This window comes from Polyangium jinanense (assembly GCF_028435265.1).
GTDB lineage: Bacteria > Myxococcota_A > Polyangia > Polyangiales > Polyangiaceae > Polyangium > Polyangium jinanense.
On the sequence record NZ_JAGTJK010000034.1, the window covers coordinates 14,568 to 34,395 of the forward strand.

The window sequence follows — 19,828 nt, forward strand, 5'->3', positions numbered from 1 at the left end:
TCCGCCCCTCGACCCGGACCAGGCACGGCCTGGACCGAGGGTGGAAGAACTGCGCGATGCGCAGTTCTTCCAACGGGACGGTGGGACAACGTTGCCAGTTGAAATGGCAGCGGCTGTCTTGATGGGCAGGATCGTCGTTGGTCTTGCTTCGGCCTGTTCGATGAACTGCGCATCGCGCAGTTCATCGACCCCGGGTCCAGCGCTTGCGCTGGTCCGGGTCCAGGGGCGGATAGCCCTGGTGGGGCCTGGGGCAACGCCCCAGCGCAGCGCCTCCCAGGTCACTCGGTCGGCGCAGCCTTCTTTGCTGGCTTTGCCGTGGGGCGGTCGGGGATGACTGCGTGGATCTCTGCCTCGCTGAATCCCTCAGCCTTGTAGAGCCGCTTCAGATTCGACAGCTCTGCGTGCACGACCCGGGCGAGCGAGGTGCGCACGCGCCCGAGGACCTTGAGCTGCGCTGCGGGCTTGCGGGCGGCCTCCAGGGCGGCACGTAGAGCCTCGCTCTCTGCCATGATCTCGGCGGCGGCGCTCGTGGCGGTCGCGTGGGAGAGCTTCGGGTGAATGCCCGATTGCAGGAGCTGCACGAGGATATCCATGCGATCGGGCTGCTCGTTGGTGTCGCCCTCGGCGTAGTAGGCGATGCCGTCGGGGAAGATCACGGCGAGGGCCGCGTCGTGGGCGGGGCGGCCGATCTCGTTCCAGACGATATCGTACACCTTGCCGATGGTCTTGTCGGCCTTGTCGTTGCGGGCGTCGATCTGGGCGCGCAGCGGGGTGAGCGTGGTTTCGGCGGCCTTGCGCTGGGCCTCGACGCCCGCGTGCAGGGCGAGTGCGGAGCCGAGGCGACCCTCGGCGAGCTCGTGCCAGCGGCTGCCGCGGGCCTTGGCCTGGGTGAGGGTCGTCTGGGCGTCGGCGATGATGTCGTCGGCCGCCGCGTTCTTGCGAATGATTTCTCCCATGGGAATACCTCTCGAAAGGGTTGCGGGGATGGTTACCGCGGCGTCGGACGGAGCGGAGAAAGGACCGATGCGGGCGGAGGGCGGCCAAATCGTGCTCGCGCGAGCGCGGAGGGGGACCTGCGGCGCCGCAGGATGGGGGGCAGAGAGCGCGTTCGGGGACCTGCGGCGCCGCAGGATGGGGGGCGGAGAGCGCGTTCGGGGACCTGCGGCGCTGCAGGATGGGAGACGGCCTTGCGGAGGGCGACTTGCGGCGCCCGAGGTCGGCGTTCCCGGAGCGGGATCGGCGACCTCGGGCGCCATCGATCGGGTGCGGGTGAGCGCGGAGGGCGGCCTGCGGCGCCGCAGGGGGGAGGACGCGCCCAGGGATCGGCGGTTCACAGCGCTCGAGGTCGGCGGGCGCGCAGGCGGGGGCCGACTCGCGGCGGTGCAGGAGGCGATTCGCGGAGAGCGACCGCGATCTTCCTTCTCGGCATCCTCGCCCGAGCGCTGTCGACGGGGCGTCCACAACCGAAGCGGGGGCGTGGACGCCCTGTCGACAGCTACGTGCCTTCGGTGGCGTCGGAGCTGGCGGCTCGGGCTGGCACGATCGCTGCCTGGACAGCGCGTGCACGGTTCATCAAGACGTCCGCTGGAGAAGACATGGCATGCTCAGACAACGAGCCCTCGGGCGCGAAGCGCTCGTGACAATGCGGCTTCACGTCCTCGTCCTCGTGGCTTGCGCCGCTTTCGTCGGCTGCGCGCCTCCCCCGCCGCGCTTGGCCGCGACGGACTGCCCGGAGGCAAGGGTGAAGGGGCAGCCCTCGCAGATCACGCTCGTCCCGAGCGCCGAAGGGGTCTCGTTCGAGCCACTGAAGACCTGTCGGGGCCAGTATCCGGACGCCCCGCAGTATTACGTTCGCGTCCACGGCCACGGGACGCGCCGGATCGATTACAGCCGTCGCGATCTGAATGAATGCGACGCCCCCGACGCCGATCCCGTCGCGTGCCCGAAGGTGCACTTCCATGCGTTCAGCTTGTCGGTGCACGGGGCGATGCAGAAAGCGCTCGGGGAGATGAGCGTCGAAGGCCTGGGGCTCGGGGCCTGCGCCGACCCGAGCGACGCGCCGAGCCCCCAGTGGAACTGGTCGAGCCGCATCCACGACTTCCGCCACGCCGACGAGGCGCTCCGCATCATCGACGCCGAGCTCCGTCGCTGGAACATCGGGGACGACTGGGGACTGTCGATCGGCGGGTTCGATTGCGTGGTGCTCTTGTAGGCGCGCGCATTGGCCTCTTCTTGGGCTGGGGCCGCCGCGCCGGGGCGCTGCCCCGGACCCCGCGGGGGCTATCCGCCCCTCGACCCGGACCAGGGCAAGCCCTGGACTCGTGATGGAAGAACTGCGCTCCGCGCAGTTCTTCCAACGGGCCGGTTGGACCGCGTTGCCCGTTGAAAGGGCAGCGTGGCTGTCTTGTTTGGCAGGGTCGTAGCTGGTCTTGACCTGGCCTGTTCGATGAACTGCGCATCGCGCAGTTCATCGACCCCGGGTCCAGCGCTTGCGCTGGTCCGGGTCCAGGGGCGGATAGCCCCTGGTGGGGCCTGGGGCAACGCCCCAGCTCAGCGCCATCAGATATCGTCGTCCATGTCTGGAATGGGAATGGGCTTGAGGCTCCATGGGAGGTCTACCCAGCGGTCCAGCCCGTTGACGAGCCGCGCGTCCCAGGGCAGGTGCTCGCCCCGGGCCACGGCGACACGCAGGCATCCCTGATGGTAGCCGGGCAGGTAACGTAGCGCCTCGGGGAGCGCTCGCTGGCCGGCGCGCAGCGCCGCGAAGAGCGTATCGTGCGCTTGTTGCCAGCGGGGTCCCCAGGGCAGACCGAACGCCTCGCGCAGGTGCGGCGGCAGCAGCCCGAGGGTCAGCGCCTCGTCGAGCGGACCACGCGTGACCGAGGTATTGAAGAGAGCATGAGCGACCTTGCGGACGGCTGGGCCAGCCTCGAGCGTATCGCCGTTGAGCATGCGGTCCATGTAGGCACGGAAGTCCGCCCAGGTGGCCGGCACCTCATTGGGGGGTACGCCCATCAGGATCGCCAGCAGGTTCGATTCTTCATGGTAGCGCTCGAGCTCCGCAGCGGAGAGCGGCTCCACGAAAGACTCGTACATCTTCACGACACTATCCACAATCGTGGCATGAACCCAGAAGAGCAGCTGTGTGTCGTTGGCGCGGTAGGGCTGCCCGGCGAGCCGCGGGCTGACCTCGGGTGGGATGGTCCCGCGCACGCGGGCGTGCAGCTTGTGGATCTTGTAACTGGTCGTGAGGGCGGTCTGCAGATCCCCAAAGACCCAGGCGGCGGTCGAGGCGACGGTCCTTCGCGCCCGCCCGATCACGTCGTTCTGGAAGTTGCTGTTCTGCACCACGCCGGCCCCGACGCTTGGATGGGCAATCTCGAGCAGCAACATCGCCATCATGGAGGTGACCCACGAGCCTTCGCGCCAGACGCGCCATGTCATCGAGCCCGGCCCGAACAGGCCTTCGACCTCGCCGCGAGCGTGCGCGCGCACATGCTCGAAGCAGACCTTTAGGCGGGCAGCGTCGGCGGCGAGCTCGCTGCGAGCGGCGGGGGTGAGCGGGGTTCGATTCGGCCGGGGGTGCATGGGGGCGCATGATGCACGGAACGGTTGTGTCTGCGCAACTCGTGGCCCGCTCCGACGGATGCCGCTGTCGACGGGCGCCACAAGAGCCGTCGTGCGCGTAAGATGCGCGCCGCGTGACCCTCCGACCCTCCTCCCGCCATCGCCGCGTACTCTCCGGGATCGCCAGCGCGCTCGTCCTGTCGCTCGCGCGCGCATCCTCCGCCGCCGACATCGTCACGCTCGGCGCGCCCACGATTCGCTCCTTCGGCGCGGACGACGGCCTCCCGCAGAACAGCGTCAACGCCATCGCCTTCGAGCCCGGTGGGCGGATGTGGATCGGCACCCAGGCCGGCCCCGCCTCTTATGACGGTCGGCGCTTCACGCCGCTGCCCTTGCCGCAGGCGGCGGCCTCGAACTGGGTGACGGCCATCGCGGTGACGCACGACGGCGCCGTCTGGTTCGGGCTCGAGATGGGCGACGTTTTCCGCTATGCGCGCGAACGGTTCACGCGCGTCGTGGCGGCCGAGGGCCCCGGGGGCGGCCTCGTGCGCACGATCGTGGAGACGCAGGAGGGGAGCGGCCACGTGCTCTGGGTGGGCACGCAGGGCGGCCTCTATCGCGTCGACGAGGGCGAGCGTTTGCGCCGGGTCGAGCTCGGGCCGGGCTTCGAGCGCGTCGGAGTCGACGCCGTACGCGAAGGCCGGTTGCCGAGCGGCGAGCCGACGCTCTGGGTCGGCACGACCGGCGGGCTCTTGCATTGCGAGGCCGGGCGCTGCGCCCCGTTCGCGACCAAGGCGGACGGCTTGCCCCATCCCACCGTCACCGCGCTGCTCACCACCGTCGGCGACGGGGGCCGGCCCGAGCTCTGGGTCGGCACGATGGAGGGCCTGGCCCATTACGCAGACGGGCGCTGGGAGCAGCTCACGACGAAGAATTCACCATTGCCGGCCGGGTTCGTGCGGACGCTCGGCGAGACGGTGAGCGGCACCGGAAAACGGACGCTCTGGATCGGTACGTTCGGCGGCGGCCTCGCACGCCTGCACGACGGCACGTGGGCGGTGTCGAACAAGGCGCGCGGGGCCCTGCCGGACGATTACGTCATGGCACTTGCGCCGAGCGGCGGCGCGCACGGGGCGCAGGTGCTGTGGATCGGCACGAACAACGGCGGGCTCTCCCGGTTGCGGCACGAGGGGTGGACGGCGTTCACGCCGCGCAACTCGCCCCTCGCCGGCGCCGTGTACGCGATGACGGAGGTGCACGCCCAGGGCGGCGCGCCCGAGCTGTGGTTCGGCATGGATGGCAGCGTGATCCGGTACGCTGCGGGAGGCTTTTCGACGCTGACGGAGCCCGAGACACCGGGGGGGCTCGGCAGCAGCATCACCACGCTCCTCGCCTCGCGTCGCGAGCTCGGCGTGGTCTGGATTGGCAGCGCCAGCGGGCAGCTCCACCGCTTTCAGGACGGGCACCTGACGACCTACGACCCGCGGAGCTCCCCGATGCCACGCGGCAACGTCACCGACGCGCGCGAGTCGCTGGACGGGCACGGGTTATGGGTCACGACGCTGGGCGGCGGCGCCGCGCGCCTCGACGACAAGGGCGCGTGGCAAGTCCTCAGGCGGGACAATTCGCAGATCCTCGATGACGGGGTGACGGCCGTCCTGGAGACGGGCCGCCCGGGCGGCAAGATCACCACGTGGTTCGGCACGCGCCGCGGGTTGTCCCGGCTCGAGGACGGCCAGTGGACGAGCTACACGTCGGCCCATGCGCCGCTCGGAGGGGATTTCGTCGCCACGCTGGCCGAGCTGCCCGATGCTCGTGGCGCGCGCGTGCTCTGGATCGGCACCCTGGGCGGCGGCGTCGCGCGCTACGACCTCGACGCCGAGGCGTGGCGCGCGCCTCTCGGCACCAAGTCCCGCCCGGCCTTGCCGGACGACGCCGTCTATCAGGTGCGCGCGGACGCCCGCGGCCGGGTCTACCTCTTCACCAACCGCGGCGTCGCGCGCCTCGCCCCCCGCGCGCCCACCGAGGACGATCCCGCGGAATTTTCCCTCTACACCTTCACCATCGACGACGGGCTCCCGAGCAACGAGTGCAATATGAACGGCTCGTTCGTCGACAGCCGGGGCCGCATCTGGGCGGGCACGGCCGGCGGCGCGGCGGTCTTCGATCCGGCCGAGGAGATCGAGGACGTCACGCCCAAGCCGCTCGCCTTGTTCTCGGCGCGGGCGGCGGGGGGCGCGCTCGCGCTCGATCCCGGCGCGGCGCTCGCGTGGGACCAGAACACCGTCTCCTTCGATTACGCGCTCCTGTCGTTCTTCCGCGAGCGCGACACGCGCCTGCGCACCCAGATGATCGGCTTCGACCCGGCGCCGAGCGACTGGACCACGGACACTCGATCGCGCTACACGAACCTCTCCGCAGGCGCGTACACCTTCCAGGTCTGGGGGCGCGACTATGCCGGGAACGTGGCGGGGCCGGTCTCGATTGCCTTCCAGGTAAAACCCGCGCCGTGGCGGACGTGGTGGGCCTACCTCGGGTATGCGCTCGCGCTCTCGGGGCTCGTCTGGGGAGGGGTGCGCGTGCGGCTCCGGGCGCTTGCCAGGCGTAACCTGGAGCTAGCGCAGCAGGTCGAGGAGCGCACGGCGGAGTTGAAAACGGCCAAGGAGGCGGCCGACCGGGCGAACCACGCGAAATCGAGCTTCCTCGCCAGCATGAGCCACGAGCTGCGCACGCCGCTCAATGGCATTCTCGGCTACACGCAGCTCGTCGCCCGATCGTCGGAGATTTCACGGGAGAACCACGAAAGGCTCGGCGTCGTGCAGAGGTCGGGCGAGCACCTGCTCGCGTTGATCGATGACCTGCTCGATCTGGCCCGGATCGAAGCGGGCAGGATGGAGCTTGCCCCGAGCGACGTCCATTTGCCCCTGCTCGTGCAGGGCGTGGTGGACCTCTGCCGGGTGCGCGCGCAGGACAAGGGGATCGCATTTCATGACCTGCCCGCCGAGGGCGCGCCGACCTGGGTGCGGGCCGACGAGAAGCGGCTCACCCAGGTGCTCCTGAATCTGCTCGGCAATGCGATCAAGTTCACCCGAACGGGGAGCGTCACCCTCCGCGTCGAGGCTCGGGGCGAGGAATTTTTCTTTCACGTCGAAGACACCGGGCCGGGCATTGCGCCTGCGGACGTCGCGCGCATCTTCCAGCCCTTCGAGCAATCGGGGGATCGGCGCGCGCGCGCCGAGGGCGCGGGGCTCGGGCTGTCGATCACCCGCGCCATCGTGGAGCAGATGGGCGGTCGGATCGAGGTGCGGAGCGTGCTGGGCGAGGGCAGCACGTTCACGGTCGCGCTCCGCCTGCCCGACGTTCCGGAGCGGACGACGGCCGTCGATGAGCGCCCCTCCGAGCCGATCACGGGCTACGAGGGCCCGCGGCGGGTGCTGCTCGTGGTCGACGACAACGAGAACAACCGAACGCTCTTGCGCGACACGCTCGGCCCGCTCGGATTTTTGGTGGAGGAGGCCGAGGACGGCGCGCGCGCCATCGCGCTGGTCGAGGAAAGGAAGCCTGATCTGGTGATGCTGGACCTCGTCCTGCCGGACATGCACGGCGACGAGGTCGCGCGCCGCCTGCGTCAGCTCCCCGCGCTCGAGGCAATGCCCATCGTCGCCTGCTCCGCGAGCGGCGACGAGGCGCAGCGGCGAAGCGCGGAGGAGGCCGGCTGCGACGAGTTCCTCCCCAAGCCGGTGCGCTTCGCGGCGCTCTTCGCGCTGCTCGCGCGGCGCCTGGGCCTCACCTGGATCCGCACGCAGCGCGTGATGGGGGAGGCTCCTCGGGAAGAGGTGCCCGCGCCCCGGATCGAGCCACCCGCGGACGTGGTGGCGGGCTTGTCCGACCTCGCCGAACGAGGACGAATCCCGGAGCTGTTGCAGGCGCTGGAGGGGCTCGCAGCAGAGGACGCGCGGCTCTCTGCGTGGGTGAGCGAGGTGCGCGCGCTGGCCGAGACGTATCGCCTTCGCGAGCTCTGCGAGAAGCTCGCATCGGGGTGAGCGTAGCCCCCCGTTTTACGGGTGGTGGGCTCACGGGATCGAATGCGCGGTGCTCTTGTAGGCGCGCGGTAGGGCGTCCCGCGGGGGCGTGGCGCCCGGGGCTCTATGCTTCGTTCGTGGGCTCCGCGGCAGACGCGGCTGCGCTTTCCTGGTTCTTGCGCCGGGTGGCGGCGCTCCTGTCCGCGTAGAGCGCGTGATACCGGATCGTCGATTCGAACGTCGCGAGCAGGCCGGGCTTGTGCTCGCGGCGTCCGAAGACTTGCTTGCGGGGTCCGTGGACGTGCTCGCGAGGTGCGTGGACGCGCGCGCGGAGTCCGAAGTTGCCGTTCGCGCTACCGCCACCGCTGCCGCTTTGCGACGAGGTAGGTCAATCGGTGGGAGCTTGCGCCTTCATTTGGGGAGACGAGTCACCGCAAAAAGGGGTTGGCCCGTTATGTCGGCTCCTCGGGGATCTCGGGCGAGCCGGGCCAGGTGATGCCGACCTTTTGAAGCCTGCGTTGAGCGCCACGTACGCGCTTCGGGTCGGGCGTGGGGAGAAGGAGCGTCTCGAGCTCGGCGGGCGTGAATTCCGTGGGGCCAGCGAGCCTCCGGTCGACCACCGCGTCGATGACCGCGTGGGCGGGGGCGTCTTGCGGGCGGTCGTGGTACGTCACGATCCACCCGGGGCGTGGACGATACGACTCACACGACAGCGGCAAGAGCCGCCCGTTGTAGAGCAAGCCCCACGCGGCCAGCCGGACGGCGCCGTGGGCCCGATACGGATCGTCGACGGCGAGGAGCGTGCCGCCGACGCGATCGCCATGAAGCCAGAAGCCCACGCCCGCCCGCCTCTCCCCATGCTCTTCCCCCACGTCGAGCATGCCGACGGCCACCACGAACGCGGGCTCGAGCTCGGCGGGGAGCCCCGGCACGGCCCCGCGCACGTCGTCCGGGCCGCCGGTCACCGCATCGAGCGAGAGGCCGAGCTGCTCGATCGACCCGGCCCCGATCTCGCACGCGAGGCCGACGACGCCCGCCTCGGTCCACGCGACAACCTCGTAGTTTCCTTCTCCGTCGTCGTTGTAGATGGCGCCCCGCTTCGGGTCGCCCATCCACTCGGCGCCGTCGGAGGCTGGATACCAAAAGCGCGCGATCCGCTTGAGGTAGGTCTCGACGTACGCGCGCAGCGCGGCGCGGACGATGGCGTCTCGGTCGAAGACGAGGCGCCCGAAGTGAGGGGTGGCCCGTTCGATCATGGTGTTTCGCCTAGACTTCGTCGGTCTCGGCGTCAACGGGCTCGCCGCCTGCGTCCGCCTACCGCGTCACGGCGTGTACGGCAGAACCTTGTTGATCTGCGCCACCTCTTTTTCCGGCGGGACCTTGTTGAAGAGAAATCGATTGAGCCTCCGCGAGATGACGGCTGCGTTCTTGTACGCGTTCGTGCCCCACGGGCAACTGCGCAGATCCTTCATGGGCACCACGTGGTGCACCTCCGCGCGATCGGGGTCGTATCGAGGCGTCTTGTCATCATCCGGATCCAGGAGGACGAGCTTCTCCGTGCACGTCGTTGGCTTGCAGTTCTCATCCTCGCAAGGCCACGTGAAGCCCGCGAGATCGGAGTGAATCTCGCCCTTGTGCGCCTTGCGGTTGACCTGGAGGACCCACTCCCTCTGGTTGAGGGGCTCGCCCTTTTCGTTGACTTGGCCGCTGGAGCAGTAGAAGCCTTTGTCCGTTTTGATGGTCGTGACCTCGACCAAGTTCCGGTACGGACCGCTCACCTCCGTCGGGACGCTCTTGATCTCGATGAGCGACGTCTGGAGCGGCGCGGCCTGGTAGTTGATCAGGATCTTGTTCGCGACATCCGAGCCGACTTGCAGCGTGTAGTCACCGTTGCCGACGGGCTGGCACTTGTAGCCTGTGTCGTACGGCGCATTTCCCGACACCTCGCCGATCTTCGCGGCATCGGCGCACGCTGCCTCCCACGTCTTGTAAAAACAGTCGAACGAACCGGCCTCGGACATGTAGCAAGCGCTGCCGAACGCGGCGATGTACTTGCTGCGCAGCGCGACGTCCTCCTTCGGGTTTCCCACGAGCGGGATGCGGTAAAGCATGCACGGCTTGGGCATCGGCTCCGCGCATTCGGTCGACGTGTCGGTCGGGGTGTCGGCTGGAGTCGGGCACGAATCGACAGGTCCCGGATCGAGAGGCGACCCGCACGCCCCCGTCATCCCTGCTCCACCAAAGCCCAACACCAGCACGCCCAGCATTGCCGAGCGGTGTCTCGTCATTGCTTGCATGGAGTATCGAATCGCACGTCGACCGACTGGACGACAATGGAAAACGAGCCAGGGGGCTCACGATGCGCCTGGGAACCGAGCGAGCTTTTGATCAGCCGGGGCGCCTCCCCCCACCGCCGGATATCGATGCACGGGTACGGAAGACCGCACGGCTCTGGGAGCTCGCCTTCGTGGACGAGGCGCGCTCCCCTTACGCACCATTCTCCTCCGAAGCCGGTAACGGACCGCGCATGCGCTGGATGATCGTCGCGGCCCGCCGGTCGTCGTCCACGATGTCGCCGAGCGCTGCGAGCGCTTCGGCGGCGTCTTCTGCAGGAAAGATCCCGCCATGGGACCAGAGTCCTATGGATCCCGGGCAAGTGGACCGAGGACATTCGACCTCGCAGGGACTACCATCCACCCGCGTGACCCGCCGCCTCGTTGCCGTCCTCGCCCTCGCGCTCGCCGCGACACTAGCTCGTGCGTCCTCCGCGGCGGACGCGGCCGCGCTCGGCACGCCTACGATCCGCGTCTTCGGCGTCGACCAGGGCCTCCCCCATAGCGTCGTCAACGCCATCACCTTCGACCGCGGCGGCCGCATGTGGATCGGCACGCAGAGCGGCGCGGCCTACCACGATGGCCAGCGCATCACGCCCCTGGCCATTCCGACGGGCGGCTCGCCGAGCTGGGTCCAGGCAATCGCCGCGGCGCAGGACGGCTCCGTCTGGTTCGGCATGGTCGACGGCGCTGTCTTCCGGTTTGCCGACGGGGCGTTTCAGCGGTTCGGGGCCGCCGAGGGCCTCCCGAGTGGGTATCCGATCCGTTCCATGCTCGGATCACGCCGTGGGCCCGCGGTCTGGGTGGGCAGCACCCATGGGCTGTATCGGTTCGACGGCGGGCGTTTCCACCGCGTCGAGCTCGGGCCGGGCCTCGAGTACCCGGACATCTACTCGCTCCTCGAAGGTACATTGCCGTCTGGCGAGCCGACGCTCTGGGTCGGCGTCGATGAAATCTTTCATTGCGAGGAGGGACGCTGCGCGCCCTTCGAGGCGGATGGCGCAGTCGAAGACGTGCAAGGCGTCTTTTCGCTTTTGCAGACCGCCGATGGGAAAGGCGAGCACGAGCTCTGGGCGGCCGCGCGTTCCGGCGTCCTCCGATATACGGACGGCCGGTGGGAGCGTGTCGGGCCGGAATCCCCGCACGCGCCTCGTGTGCCGATCCGCGCGCTCGCCGAGACGGTGGATGGTTCGGGAGAACGTACGATCTGGGCCGGCACCTATGGCGGCGGTCTCGCCCGCTTCTCCAAGGGGCAATGGGCGACGCTCACCACGACAAACTCCAATCTGCCCGACAACGTCGTCCTCGCGGTCGCGGCGACCGGCCGCACGCTCTGGATGGGCGCAGGCGGGCTCGGGCAACTCCGGCACGACGGGTGGGTGGCCTTCACGCCGCGCAATTCACCGCTCTCCGGCACGAGCATGGGGCTCGGCGAGGTGCGGGACGCGGAGGGCAGGAGCGAGACCTGGATGGGCGCGGACAACAAGCTGTTCCGGCTCTCGGAGCAGGGGATGTCTCCGGTCCTTCCGCCCGAGATGTCGGACAAGTCGATGATCACGGCCCTCCTACCCTCTCGACGGGAGCCCGGGGTGGTCTGGTTCGGGGACGACGGCGGCAAACTCCACCGCTGGGAGGCCGGTCGGCTGACGACGTACGGCGCGAGCCACGTGCCGATCCTGCAAAGCAACGTGTTCGACCTGAAGGAGTCGATCGACGGGCGCGGCCTCTGGGTGGCGTCGGTCGGCGCTGGGCGCCTCGACGAAGACGGGACGTGGCAGGTATTTCAGCAGGGGAGCTCCCCGCTCCTCGACGACCAGGTACACGCCATTCTGGAGACCCCACGTCCGGGAGGCGGGACGAGCACGTGGTTTGCCACGCTCAAGGGCCTCTCGCGCCTCGACGACGGAGCGTGGAGGAGTTACACCACGGCGAACACGCCGCTCGGCTCCAATTTTGTGACGACCCTCGCCGAGCTACGCGATACGCGCGGGGCGCGCGTGCTCTGGATAGGCACCCTGGGCGCCGGCGTCGCGCGGTATGACCTCGACGCCGAGGTGTGGCTCGAGCGGCTCGACACGAAGAGCCGGCCGGCGCTGCCGAGCGACGATATCGTGCAGGTGCGCGCCGACAGCCGGGGGCGCACGTATCTCTTCACGGTGCGCGGCGTCGCGCGCCTCACGCCCCGCGCGCCCACGCCCGACGATCCGGCGGAGTTTTCCCTGTACACCTTCACGACCGACGATGGGCTGCCAAGCAACGAGTGCCAGCAGAACGGCTCGTTCGTCGATAGCCGCGGCCGTATCTGGGTCAGCACGGTGGGAGGCGCGGCCGTCTTCGATCCGGCGGGCGAAATCGAGGACGTCACGCCGAAGCCCCTCGTCCTCTCCGCGGTCCGCGCGGCGGGCGGGGCGCTCGCGCCGGAGGCGGTGCTCCCCTGGGATCAGAACACGGTCGCCTTCGACGTCTCGCTCCTCTCCTTTTTTCGCGCGCCCGACACGCGATATCGCATGCAACTCCTGGGCTTCGACCCTTCGCCGAGCGATTGGACCGTGGACACGAAGGCGCGTTACACGAACCTCTCCGTGGGGGCGTACACCTTCCAGGCGTGGGGCCGCGATTATGCCGGCAACGTGGCGGGGCCCGTATCGATCGCGTTCCAGGTCAAGCCCGCGCCGTGGCGGACGTGGTGGGCCTACCTCGGGTATGTGCTGACGGCTTCGGCGCTCGTGTACGGAGGCGTTCGGGTGAGGCTCCGGGCGCTCGCGAGGCGCAACGAGGAGCTCGAAACGCAGGTGGAGGAGCGGACGGCCGAGCTGAAAGCGGCGATGGAGGCGGCCGACGCTGCGAACCGCGCGAAATCGAGCTTCCTCGCGGGCATGAGCCACGAGCTGCGCACGCCGCTCAATGGCATCCTCGGGTATACGCAGATCCTCGCCCGGTCCCCGCGGCTCTCGCGGGAGGACCACGCGGGGCTCGACGTCGTGCAGCGGTCGGGCGAGCACCTGCTCGCGCTCATCGACGATGTCCTCGACATCGCACGGATCGAGGCGGGCAAGATGGAGCTCGCCCCGGCGGAGGTCCACCTCCCGGCGCTCTTGCAAAGCGTCGCCGATCTCTGCCGGGTCCGCGCGGAGCAGAAGGGGCTCGGTTTTCATTACATGCCCGCCGAGGCTCTGCCCGTCTGGGCCCGGGTCGACGAGAAACGATTGACGCAGGTCCTGCTCAACCTGCTCGGCAATGCCATCAAATTCACCCGCGCGGGGAGCGTCACCCTGAAGGTCGATACGAGCGGCGGTGATTTCGTTTTTCGCGTGGAGGACACGGGGCCGGGGATCGCGAAAGCGGATCTCGCGCGGATCTTCGATCCCTTCGAGCAGGCCGGCGATCGGGGAGCGCGCGCCGAGGGCGTCGGGCTCGGGCTCTCGATCAGCCGCAAGATCGTGGAGCAAATGGGAGGCCGGCTCGACGTCGAAAGCTCGCTCGGCGAGGGCAGCACGTTCACGGTGGCGCTGCCGCTCTCCGTCGTCGCGGAAAAAGAGTCGGCCGGCGAGGCGCACCCCGCCGAGGTGATCACGGGCTACGAGGGAGCGCGGCGGGTCGTGGTCGTCGTCGACGACAACGAGGGCAATCGGGTATTCCTGCGGGACGCGCTTGGTCCGCTCGGGTTCGAGGTCCTCCTGGCCGAGGACGGCACGTTGGCCCTCGCCCAGATCGAGGCGCGGCGGCCCGATCTCGTGATCCTCGACCTCGCATTGCCGGACCTCCCCGGCGACGAGGTCGCGCGGCGCCTTCGCCGTCTCCCTGCGCTCGCCGGTTTGCCCCTCGTGGCTTCGTCCGCGAGCGTGGACGAGGCGCAACAAAAGCGCGCCAAGGACGCGGGCTGCGACGAATTCCTCCCCAAACCCGTGCGCCTCCCGGCGCTCTTCGACGTGCTCGCGCGGCGCCTCGAAATCACGTGGATCCGCGCTCCGCGCGTCGTGGACGAGGCCGAGAAGGACCCTACGCCCGCGCCACGCATCGAGCCGCCTCGGGAGGTGATGGCGCGCCTCCTCGACCTGGCCGAGCGGGGGCGAATTCCGGAGCTCTTGCAGGCGCTTGCTGCCATCGAAGAGGAGGACGCGCGGTTCTCCGCGTGGGCGGCCGAGGTGCGGGCGATGGCCGAGGCATTCCAGCTCCGCGAGCTCTACGCCGTGCTCGCGCGAGCTGCCGGGTAGGACCTCGGTTCCATGTTCAACCTGCCGAGCCCCTCGCGCCCGCCTTCTTCGCGGGAGCCTTTTTCGCGGCAGGCGCCTTCTTCGCGGCCTTCTTGGCCGCCGGTTTTTCCGTCGCCGCCTCCGCCTTCGCAGGCCGGCCCTTGCCCTTGCCCATGGCGCCGAGCGTCGCTTGATACTGCGCGACGTACTTCTTCGCGGGCATTCGTTTGATCACCGCGCCGAGCACGTCGAGCGCCAGGTCCTCGACTTTCTTGAATCGCACGCAGGACTTGCCCATGTCGAGCTTCTTTCCCGCCTTCGCCCAGGCGTCCTCGAACCACTTCCGCGCGTCCGTATCGCCGTAGACGCCCATGAGGTAGACGGACATGTAGTTCTTCTGGGATGCGAGGCTCGCGAAGGGCAACGGCTGCCGCGGGTCACAATGGTATCCCGGCGGAAACACACGGTGGGGCACGTAGTACCCAATCATGCCGTATTGCATGCCCTCTTCGTACTCCCCATCGAGGTTCTTCAGGATGACCTCGCGCACGGCCTCCAGTGCCGCACGACGATCGCTGGGAAGGCTCTCGAGATACGCTTCGACGGTGCCCGCTTTGCTCTGCATGCGCGGCAGTGTACCGAAGGAACGTTCGTCTTGGGAAGCCGAGCGCGCGATGCTGGAATTGCATCTCGAATCGTCATGTTTTTGGCGATCCGTGAGGGAAGGCACCGGGCCCCCCACCGGCTCCCGCCTTGGTGCCGACGGGTGATTCCAACGACGTCCGATCGTGGTACGGTCGTCCCATGGATCCCGAAACGACGGACAGCCACGCCGACGAGATGAGCGCGCTGCACGAGCGGATCGCGTCTCTCGAGGCGAGGGTCGCCGAGCTCGAGCTGGAGCGGCACGAGTTTCGCATGAGCGCGGAGCAATCCCAGGCGCTGGTCGCGGCCGTGGCGAAGATTTTGTGGTCGACGAACGCCGACGGAACGTCGGGCCTCGCGTCGGTGGAATGGTGCGCGTTCACGGGGCAAACCGTCGAGGAGCTCCAGGGCGTCGGCTGGGTCGACGCCCTGCATCCAGAGGATCGCGCCCGCGCGGCGACGGCCTGGCTGAACGCCGTCGGCACTTGCGGCATATTCAACGTCGAGTTTCGCCTTCGGGGCCGAGACGGTTTCTATCACCAATTCTGGTCGATAGGCGTTCCGCACCTGCTCGAGGACGGTAGCATCGGGAAGTGGGTCGGTTGCTGCGTCGACGTCAACGAGCAGCGAGAGATGGAGCGCGCATTGCGCAGGAGCGAAGAGCGCTCCCGCTCGATCACGATGCGCCTGCCCCTTGCGGTCTTCGAGACCGACGCCGAGGGGCACATCACGTTCGTCAACGACACCTGGTCGACCGTCACCGGCGTGCCGGCGCGTGAGGCCTTGGGCGAAGGATGGATCCGTGCCGTCCACCCGGACGACGTGAGCCACGTCGTCGAGAGCTGGGTCGAGATCGTGAAAACGGGGGAGCAAAAGCACGCCATCGACTTCAGGTTCCGCTTGCCCGATGGATCCCTGCGCTGGGTCAGCGGGAAGGCCGTGCCGACGAGGAGCGCGGATGGCGCGATCGAGGGTTTCATCGGAACGCTGATCGATATCAGCGACCGCCAGCAAGCCGAGGAGCTCTTGCGCGAGACGATGTCGCAAAAAGAGATCATCGAGGCGCAGCGCCAGCGGGTCGCGGATCTGTCGACGCCCCTCATCCCCATCACCGATCAGATTCTCACGATGCCGCTCGTCGGGGCGCTCGATCCCGAGCGAGCCGAGCAGGTCCTCACGACGCTGCTCGAAGGCGTGAGCCGCACGGGCGCGGCCGTGGCCATCCTCGATATCACGGGCGTGGCCGTGGTGGATACCCAGGTCGCGAGCGCCTTGCTCCGCGCCGCGCAAGCCGCGCGGCTCCTCGGCGCAGAGGTCATTCTCAGCGGAATTCGCGCGGAGGTCGCGCAAACCCTCGTGGGCCTGGGCGCAGAGTTCGGAGGCCTCGTGACGACGGGGAGCCTCAAGACCGGCATCGATCGCGCGATGAAGTCCGTATCGCGCCGCGGGTAATCGCAGGCGGCCCGAGGCGGCTCGACCTCAGCGCACCGGGGGATAGAGCTTCTGGACCATGAAGCTCGTATGCGGATACCCCGCCGCGGCGGCGCTGGCCATGACGCTCTTGACGGCGGAGATGGGGAGGTCATGGGCGGCAGCGATGAGGACCTCACCAGGGAATGGTGCGTCGGGACGGACCTGCCTCCAGAGCTCCTTTTTGGTCACGAGCAGCACGCGAAGCTCGTCGAGGTGGAGAGGCTCGAGGGCATCGCCGAGCTCGGGCGTGTCGGCCACGACGACGCCGTCGACGGACACGTGGTGGCGATCGACGACGACCAGGGGAGCGTCCACCAGGTCCTCGCCATGGAATGCAGCCGGGAGGCAGGGCAGACGCAAAGGGCTGCAGCACTCTCCGGAGGCCGAGAACGCGGGGAACAAGCCGAACGCGTAACAGGCGAGCGGCAAGATGAAGGCGAGGATGACGGGCGCGCGCACGCCCGGCAGCGTGCGCCACGCACGGGGAGGGCACTGAAAGAAGCGGAGGGCGATACGGCGAAGGAGGCGAGGGCCCGGAGGACGGATGACGTGGGCGTCCGGGGCGGGGCGGCGGCGAAGAAGTCGGAGCATACGGCCGGGGGTAGGACGGGCAGGGCGGGGAAAGATTGGGAGGGGGGAGCGGGAGCGGGAGCGGACGCCGCGCCGTTGTCCCGCGGCGCGCGCTCGTTGTAGCCTCGACGGAGGCCGCCAGGACCGCGGCCGGACGAGGATCCTCTGCATGAAGAACCCGACGCGATCGACCGTGATGACGACCCTCGTGATCGGCGTGATGGCGTATTTCGTTGCCACGGCGGGTCACGAGGGCGTGGGTCACGGGGGAGCTTGCTTGATCGTGGGCGGGAAGGCGCTGCGGATGTCGAGCGCCTGGTTCGATTGCGACAAGCAGGGCTTGAGCGAATGGGCGGTGCGCGCCATCAAGGCCGGCGGCACCGTCGCCAACCTGCTCCTCGGCGCCTTCTTTTTGGCCACCATGCCACGCGCGCCCGGGCGGCCTAGCAACCGCTGGTACGCACACTGGCTGCTCGCTGCCACGAATCTCTTTATGGGCGCGGGTTATTTGATGACGTCACCCTTCGGGAATCATGGCGACTGGGCCGACTTCATCGCAGGCCTTTCGCGCCCGCTTGCCTGGAGGATCGCGCTGACGCTCACCGGAGCCATCCTTTCCGCCGCAGCGCTGCGCGTGCTGCTACGCCGGCTCGATCCTCACCTGGGCACCGAGCTCCCCGAGCGGGCGACGGCGGCGCGTATTCTCTGCTGGGTTCCCTACGGCGCGGTCGGCGGTGTGCTCTTCAGCATCGCGGCGCTCATGAATGCCGAGGGGATGCAATACGTGGTGTCCTCCGCGCTCGCGACCCTGGGAGGCACCTTTTTTCTGGCATGGCTCCCCGCGTGGGTGAAGGCTCCGCGGGGGGAGGTCGGACCACCCCTTGAGCTGGCTCCGACGCCCGCGTGGTTGACGGCGGGCGCCGCGATCACGGCCCTGACGCTGGGCGTCCTCGGGCCGGGAATCCGCTTCTGACAGAGTCGAACGCATCCTTCGCCTCCACGCGTCGTGTAGGCCGCTTACCCACCTCTTTCTCGCACCTCGTGAACTCTTCGGACGGAGATCGGCGCGCGCCGCGCTCGCCGCCGCGGGGGAGGGTCGGACAAGCAATGTCCGCAATGCGGGGAATTCTTCTGGACGTGGGGCCTCTCGGCGGGCAATCTACGCCGCGCTCGACGACGGGCTGCGCACGCGAGCCGAGCAGGCGGATCGCTCCGCGTGGAATGGCGCGGTGCGCGCGCATTGTTGAGATTCAATCCACCGTCCCGGCGAGGAGGCTGCGGTGTCGCGGTGCGATATCGCAGTGGAGGAGAATGAAGAAGGTCCTCGAGATAATCGCGGTCATCGTGGTGGTGTTGTGCCTGATCAGCGCGGGCGTTTTCCTCTCCCGCGGGCCCGGGAGCGACGCTCGTTCCGCTTCCGGAGGCGCAGGGGACGAGGCTCCGGCGACGCCCATCCTCGGCGGCGCGCCGTGAGGAGACCCTTCCCGGGTCCGGGGAGGGCGCGGCGAGGACCTGGGATCGGCATGCAAAAGGGGAGGGGGCGCCCCGCGCACCGGACGGTTTGACCGCCGCGCGGGATGCGTGCTACGAGAGGCCGACGGGATCATGGGCGGTCCACAGGTCGATACATGAGAGCGTCGAACAACGTCGTACGTATCGACATGCCTGGGGCCGTCCCCCTCGCGAACGGCACCCTGGTCGACGTATGGATCGCGCAGCAAAAGGGCGGCATTTTCTCGAACGACTACAAGGGCACCTGGCTGCAAGTGGTCGACACCGGCGTGATTTATTCGGAAGCCATGTTTTATCGAGAGATAAGCTCCTTGATCGTTCGTGACCATCCTCCGTCGCTGGAGGTGCGCGGCGATCTCGACACGCTCGCCCAGTTCCGCGGCCGCATCGTCTACTGCCGCGTCGCGTTCACGTACGGGCAGCAGATGACCACCCTGCTCGTGCAGCACGAAAACGCACCTCCCGTCTATCGCTGACGCTGGGCTGTCTTCGTACCCCGGTTGACAGCCCGGGCGACTCCTGCTGGTGTAGATCTCGATGGCAGGAATTGGACGCCCCGTCTTTCGGGAAATCCCCCTCGCGCGCCTGGACGCTGGCCCTTACGGCATCACCACGGGCCCCGACGGAGCCCTTTGGTTCACGCTGGTCCACGGCGGGGCGGTCGCGCGCATGACCCTGGAAGGCCAGCTCGACGTCTTTCCGCTCGATGCCTCGGGATCTCGGCCCTGCATCCTCACGCCGGGACCCGACGGGGCGCTCTGGTTCACCCGATCCGGCGATCACCAGATCGGGCGCATCACGACCGCGGGCGAGATGGCGTCTTTTCCTCTGCCCACCGCGAACGCGGGTCCCTTCGGCATTGCCTCGGGTCCGGATGGCGCCTTGTGGTTCACAGAGATGAACGCCGATCAGATCGGCCGCATCACGACGGACGGCGCGATCACGGAGTTCGCGCTGCCCATCCAAGGCGCGTTCCCTTCGGCCATGACCGCTGGCCCCGACGGCGCCCTCTGGTTCACCCTCAATCAGGCCAATGCCATCGGCCGTGTCACGCCGGAGGGCGAGGTCGCGATCCATCCTCTGCCCACGCCTTTCGCCGCGCCCGTGGGTATCACCCTCGGCCGTGACGGCGCCCTCTGGTTCGTCGAGATTGGCGCAGGCCAGATCGGGAGGATCACCCCGGATGGCACGACGCGCGAGTTTCCTCTCCCGGATCGTACTGCGCGGCCCCACGCAATCGTGGCCGATCCAGACGGTGCATGCTGGTTCACGGAGTGGGGCGCGAACCGGCTGGGTCACATCACTTCGGAGGGCGTGATCCACGAATACGATCTGCCAACCCCGTCCTCCGAGCCGCATGGCCTGGTGCTCGGACCCGATGGGGCCATATGGATCGCCCTGGAGATAGGTCGGATCTTGCGCGTCAGCTTCACGAACGGCTCTTGAAGCCCGCACGAGGGCGGCTGTCAGGGCGCCCCGTTTCCACTATACTGGTTCCGTCCGCCTCTCCCTT

Annotated in this window: 14 protein-coding genes; 8 read left to right on the top strand and 6 right to left on the bottom strand. The window is 68.7% G+C overall.

Annotated features, from left to right (window positions below; translation table 11 throughout):
• Positions 1–278: 278 nt before the first annotated feature.
• Entirely contained in the window at positions 279–956 is a 678-nt protein-coding gene (locus KEG38_RS38200; RefSeq protein ID WP_272425367.1) for a hypothetical protein, read from the bottom strand.
• Between the two features lie 644 nt (positions 957–1,600).
• Here KEG38_RS38200 and KEG38_RS38205 point away from each other — a divergent pair.
• Positions 1,601–2,212, top strand: a complete 612-nt coding sequence (locus KEG38_RS38205) for a hypothetical protein (RefSeq protein WP_272425368.1) — start codon at positions 1,601–1,603, stop codon at positions 2,210–2,212.
• Positions 2,213–2,559: 347 nt separating this feature from the next.
• On the opposite strand, the gene KEG38_RS38210 is transcribed toward KEG38_RS38205, so the two are convergent.
• Positions 2,560–3,588, bottom strand: coding sequence for an oxygenase MpaB family protein (locus KEG38_RS38210; protein ID WP_272425369.1), 1,029 nt, complete (start codon positions 3,586–3,588; stop codon positions 2,560–2,562).
• Between the two features lie 113 nt (positions 3,589–3,701).
• Between KEG38_RS38210 and KEG38_RS55790 the strand changes: the two genes are divergently transcribed.
• Entirely contained in the window at positions 3,702–7,610 is a 3,909-nt protein-coding gene (locus tag KEG38_RS55790) for a hybrid sensor histidine kinase/response regulator (protein ID WP_272425370.1), read from the top strand.
• Positions 7,611–8,041: 431 nt separating this feature from the next.
• On the opposite strand, the gene KEG38_RS38220 is transcribed toward KEG38_RS55790, so the two are convergent.
• Positions 8,042–8,845, bottom strand: coding sequence for a hypothetical protein (locus KEG38_RS38220; protein WP_272425371.1), 804 nt, complete (start codon positions 8,843–8,845; stop codon positions 8,042–8,044).
• A 66-nt stretch (positions 8,846–8,911) separates the two neighbouring features.
• Complete coding sequence (locus KEG38_RS38225; RefSeq protein WP_272425372.1) at positions 8,912–9,715, bottom strand: hypothetical protein; 804 nt, start codon at positions 9,713–9,715, stop codon at positions 8,912–8,914.
• Between the two features lie 575 nt (positions 9,716–10,290).
• Between KEG38_RS38225 and KEG38_RS38230 the strand changes: the two genes are divergently transcribed.
• Entirely contained in the window at positions 10,291–14,136 is a 3,846-nt protein-coding gene (locus KEG38_RS38230; protein ID WP_272425373.1) for a hybrid sensor histidine kinase/response regulator, read from the top strand.
• A gap of 16 nt (positions 14,137–14,152) precedes the next feature.
• On the opposite strand, the gene KEG38_RS38235 is transcribed toward KEG38_RS38230, so the two are convergent.
• A complete protein-coding gene (locus tag KEG38_RS38235) occupies positions 14,153–14,740 on the bottom strand; it encodes a DUF1801 domain-containing protein (protein ID WP_272425374.1) in 588 nt (195 codons plus the stop codon).
• Positions 14,741–14,919: 179 nt separating this feature from the next.
• Here KEG38_RS38235 and KEG38_RS38240 point away from each other — a divergent pair, with 179 nt between their 5' ends.
• Positions 14,920–16,212, top strand: a complete 1,293-nt coding sequence (locus KEG38_RS38240) for a PAS domain-containing protein (RefSeq protein WP_272425375.1) — start codon at positions 14,920–14,922, stop codon at positions 16,210–16,212.
• A 27-nt stretch (positions 16,213–16,239) separates the two neighbouring features.
• Here KEG38_RS38240 and KEG38_RS38245 read toward each other — a convergent pair whose 3' ends face one another.
• A complete protein-coding gene (locus tag KEG38_RS38245) occupies positions 16,240–16,824 on the bottom strand; it encodes a biopolymer transporter ExbD (protein WP_272425376.1) in 585 nt (194 codons plus the stop codon).
• Between the two features lie 148 nt (positions 16,825–16,972).
• Between KEG38_RS38245 and KEG38_RS38250 the strand changes: the two genes are divergently transcribed.
• The 4 genes from KEG38_RS38250 to KEG38_RS38265 all read left to right on the top strand — a co-directional run bounded on the left by KEG38_RS38250 (position 16,973) and on the right by KEG38_RS38265 (position 19,761).
• Complete coding sequence (locus KEG38_RS38250; protein ID WP_272425377.1) at positions 16,973–17,776, top strand: hypothetical protein; 804 nt, start codon at positions 16,973–16,975, stop codon at positions 17,774–17,776.
• 338 nt (positions 17,777–18,114) lie between these two features.
• Positions 18,115–18,276 (top strand): hypothetical protein, encoded by a 162-nt coding sequence (locus KEG38_RS38255; protein WP_272425378.1) that lies wholly within the window; start codon positions 18,115–18,117, stop codon positions 18,274–18,276.
• A 155-nt stretch (positions 18,277–18,431) separates the two neighbouring features.
• Entirely contained in the window at positions 18,432–18,791 is a 360-nt protein-coding gene (locus KEG38_RS38260; RefSeq protein WP_272425379.1) for a hypothetical protein, read from the top strand.
• A gap of 61 nt (positions 18,792–18,852) precedes the next feature.
• Positions 18,853–19,761 carry a Vgb family protein gene (locus KEG38_RS38265; protein ID WP_272425380.1) on the top strand — a complete coding sequence of 303 codons (909 nt, stop codon included), beginning with the start codon at positions 18,853–18,855 and terminating at the stop codon, positions 19,759–19,761.
• The last annotated feature ends 67 nt before the right edge of the window (positions 19,762–19,828 follow it).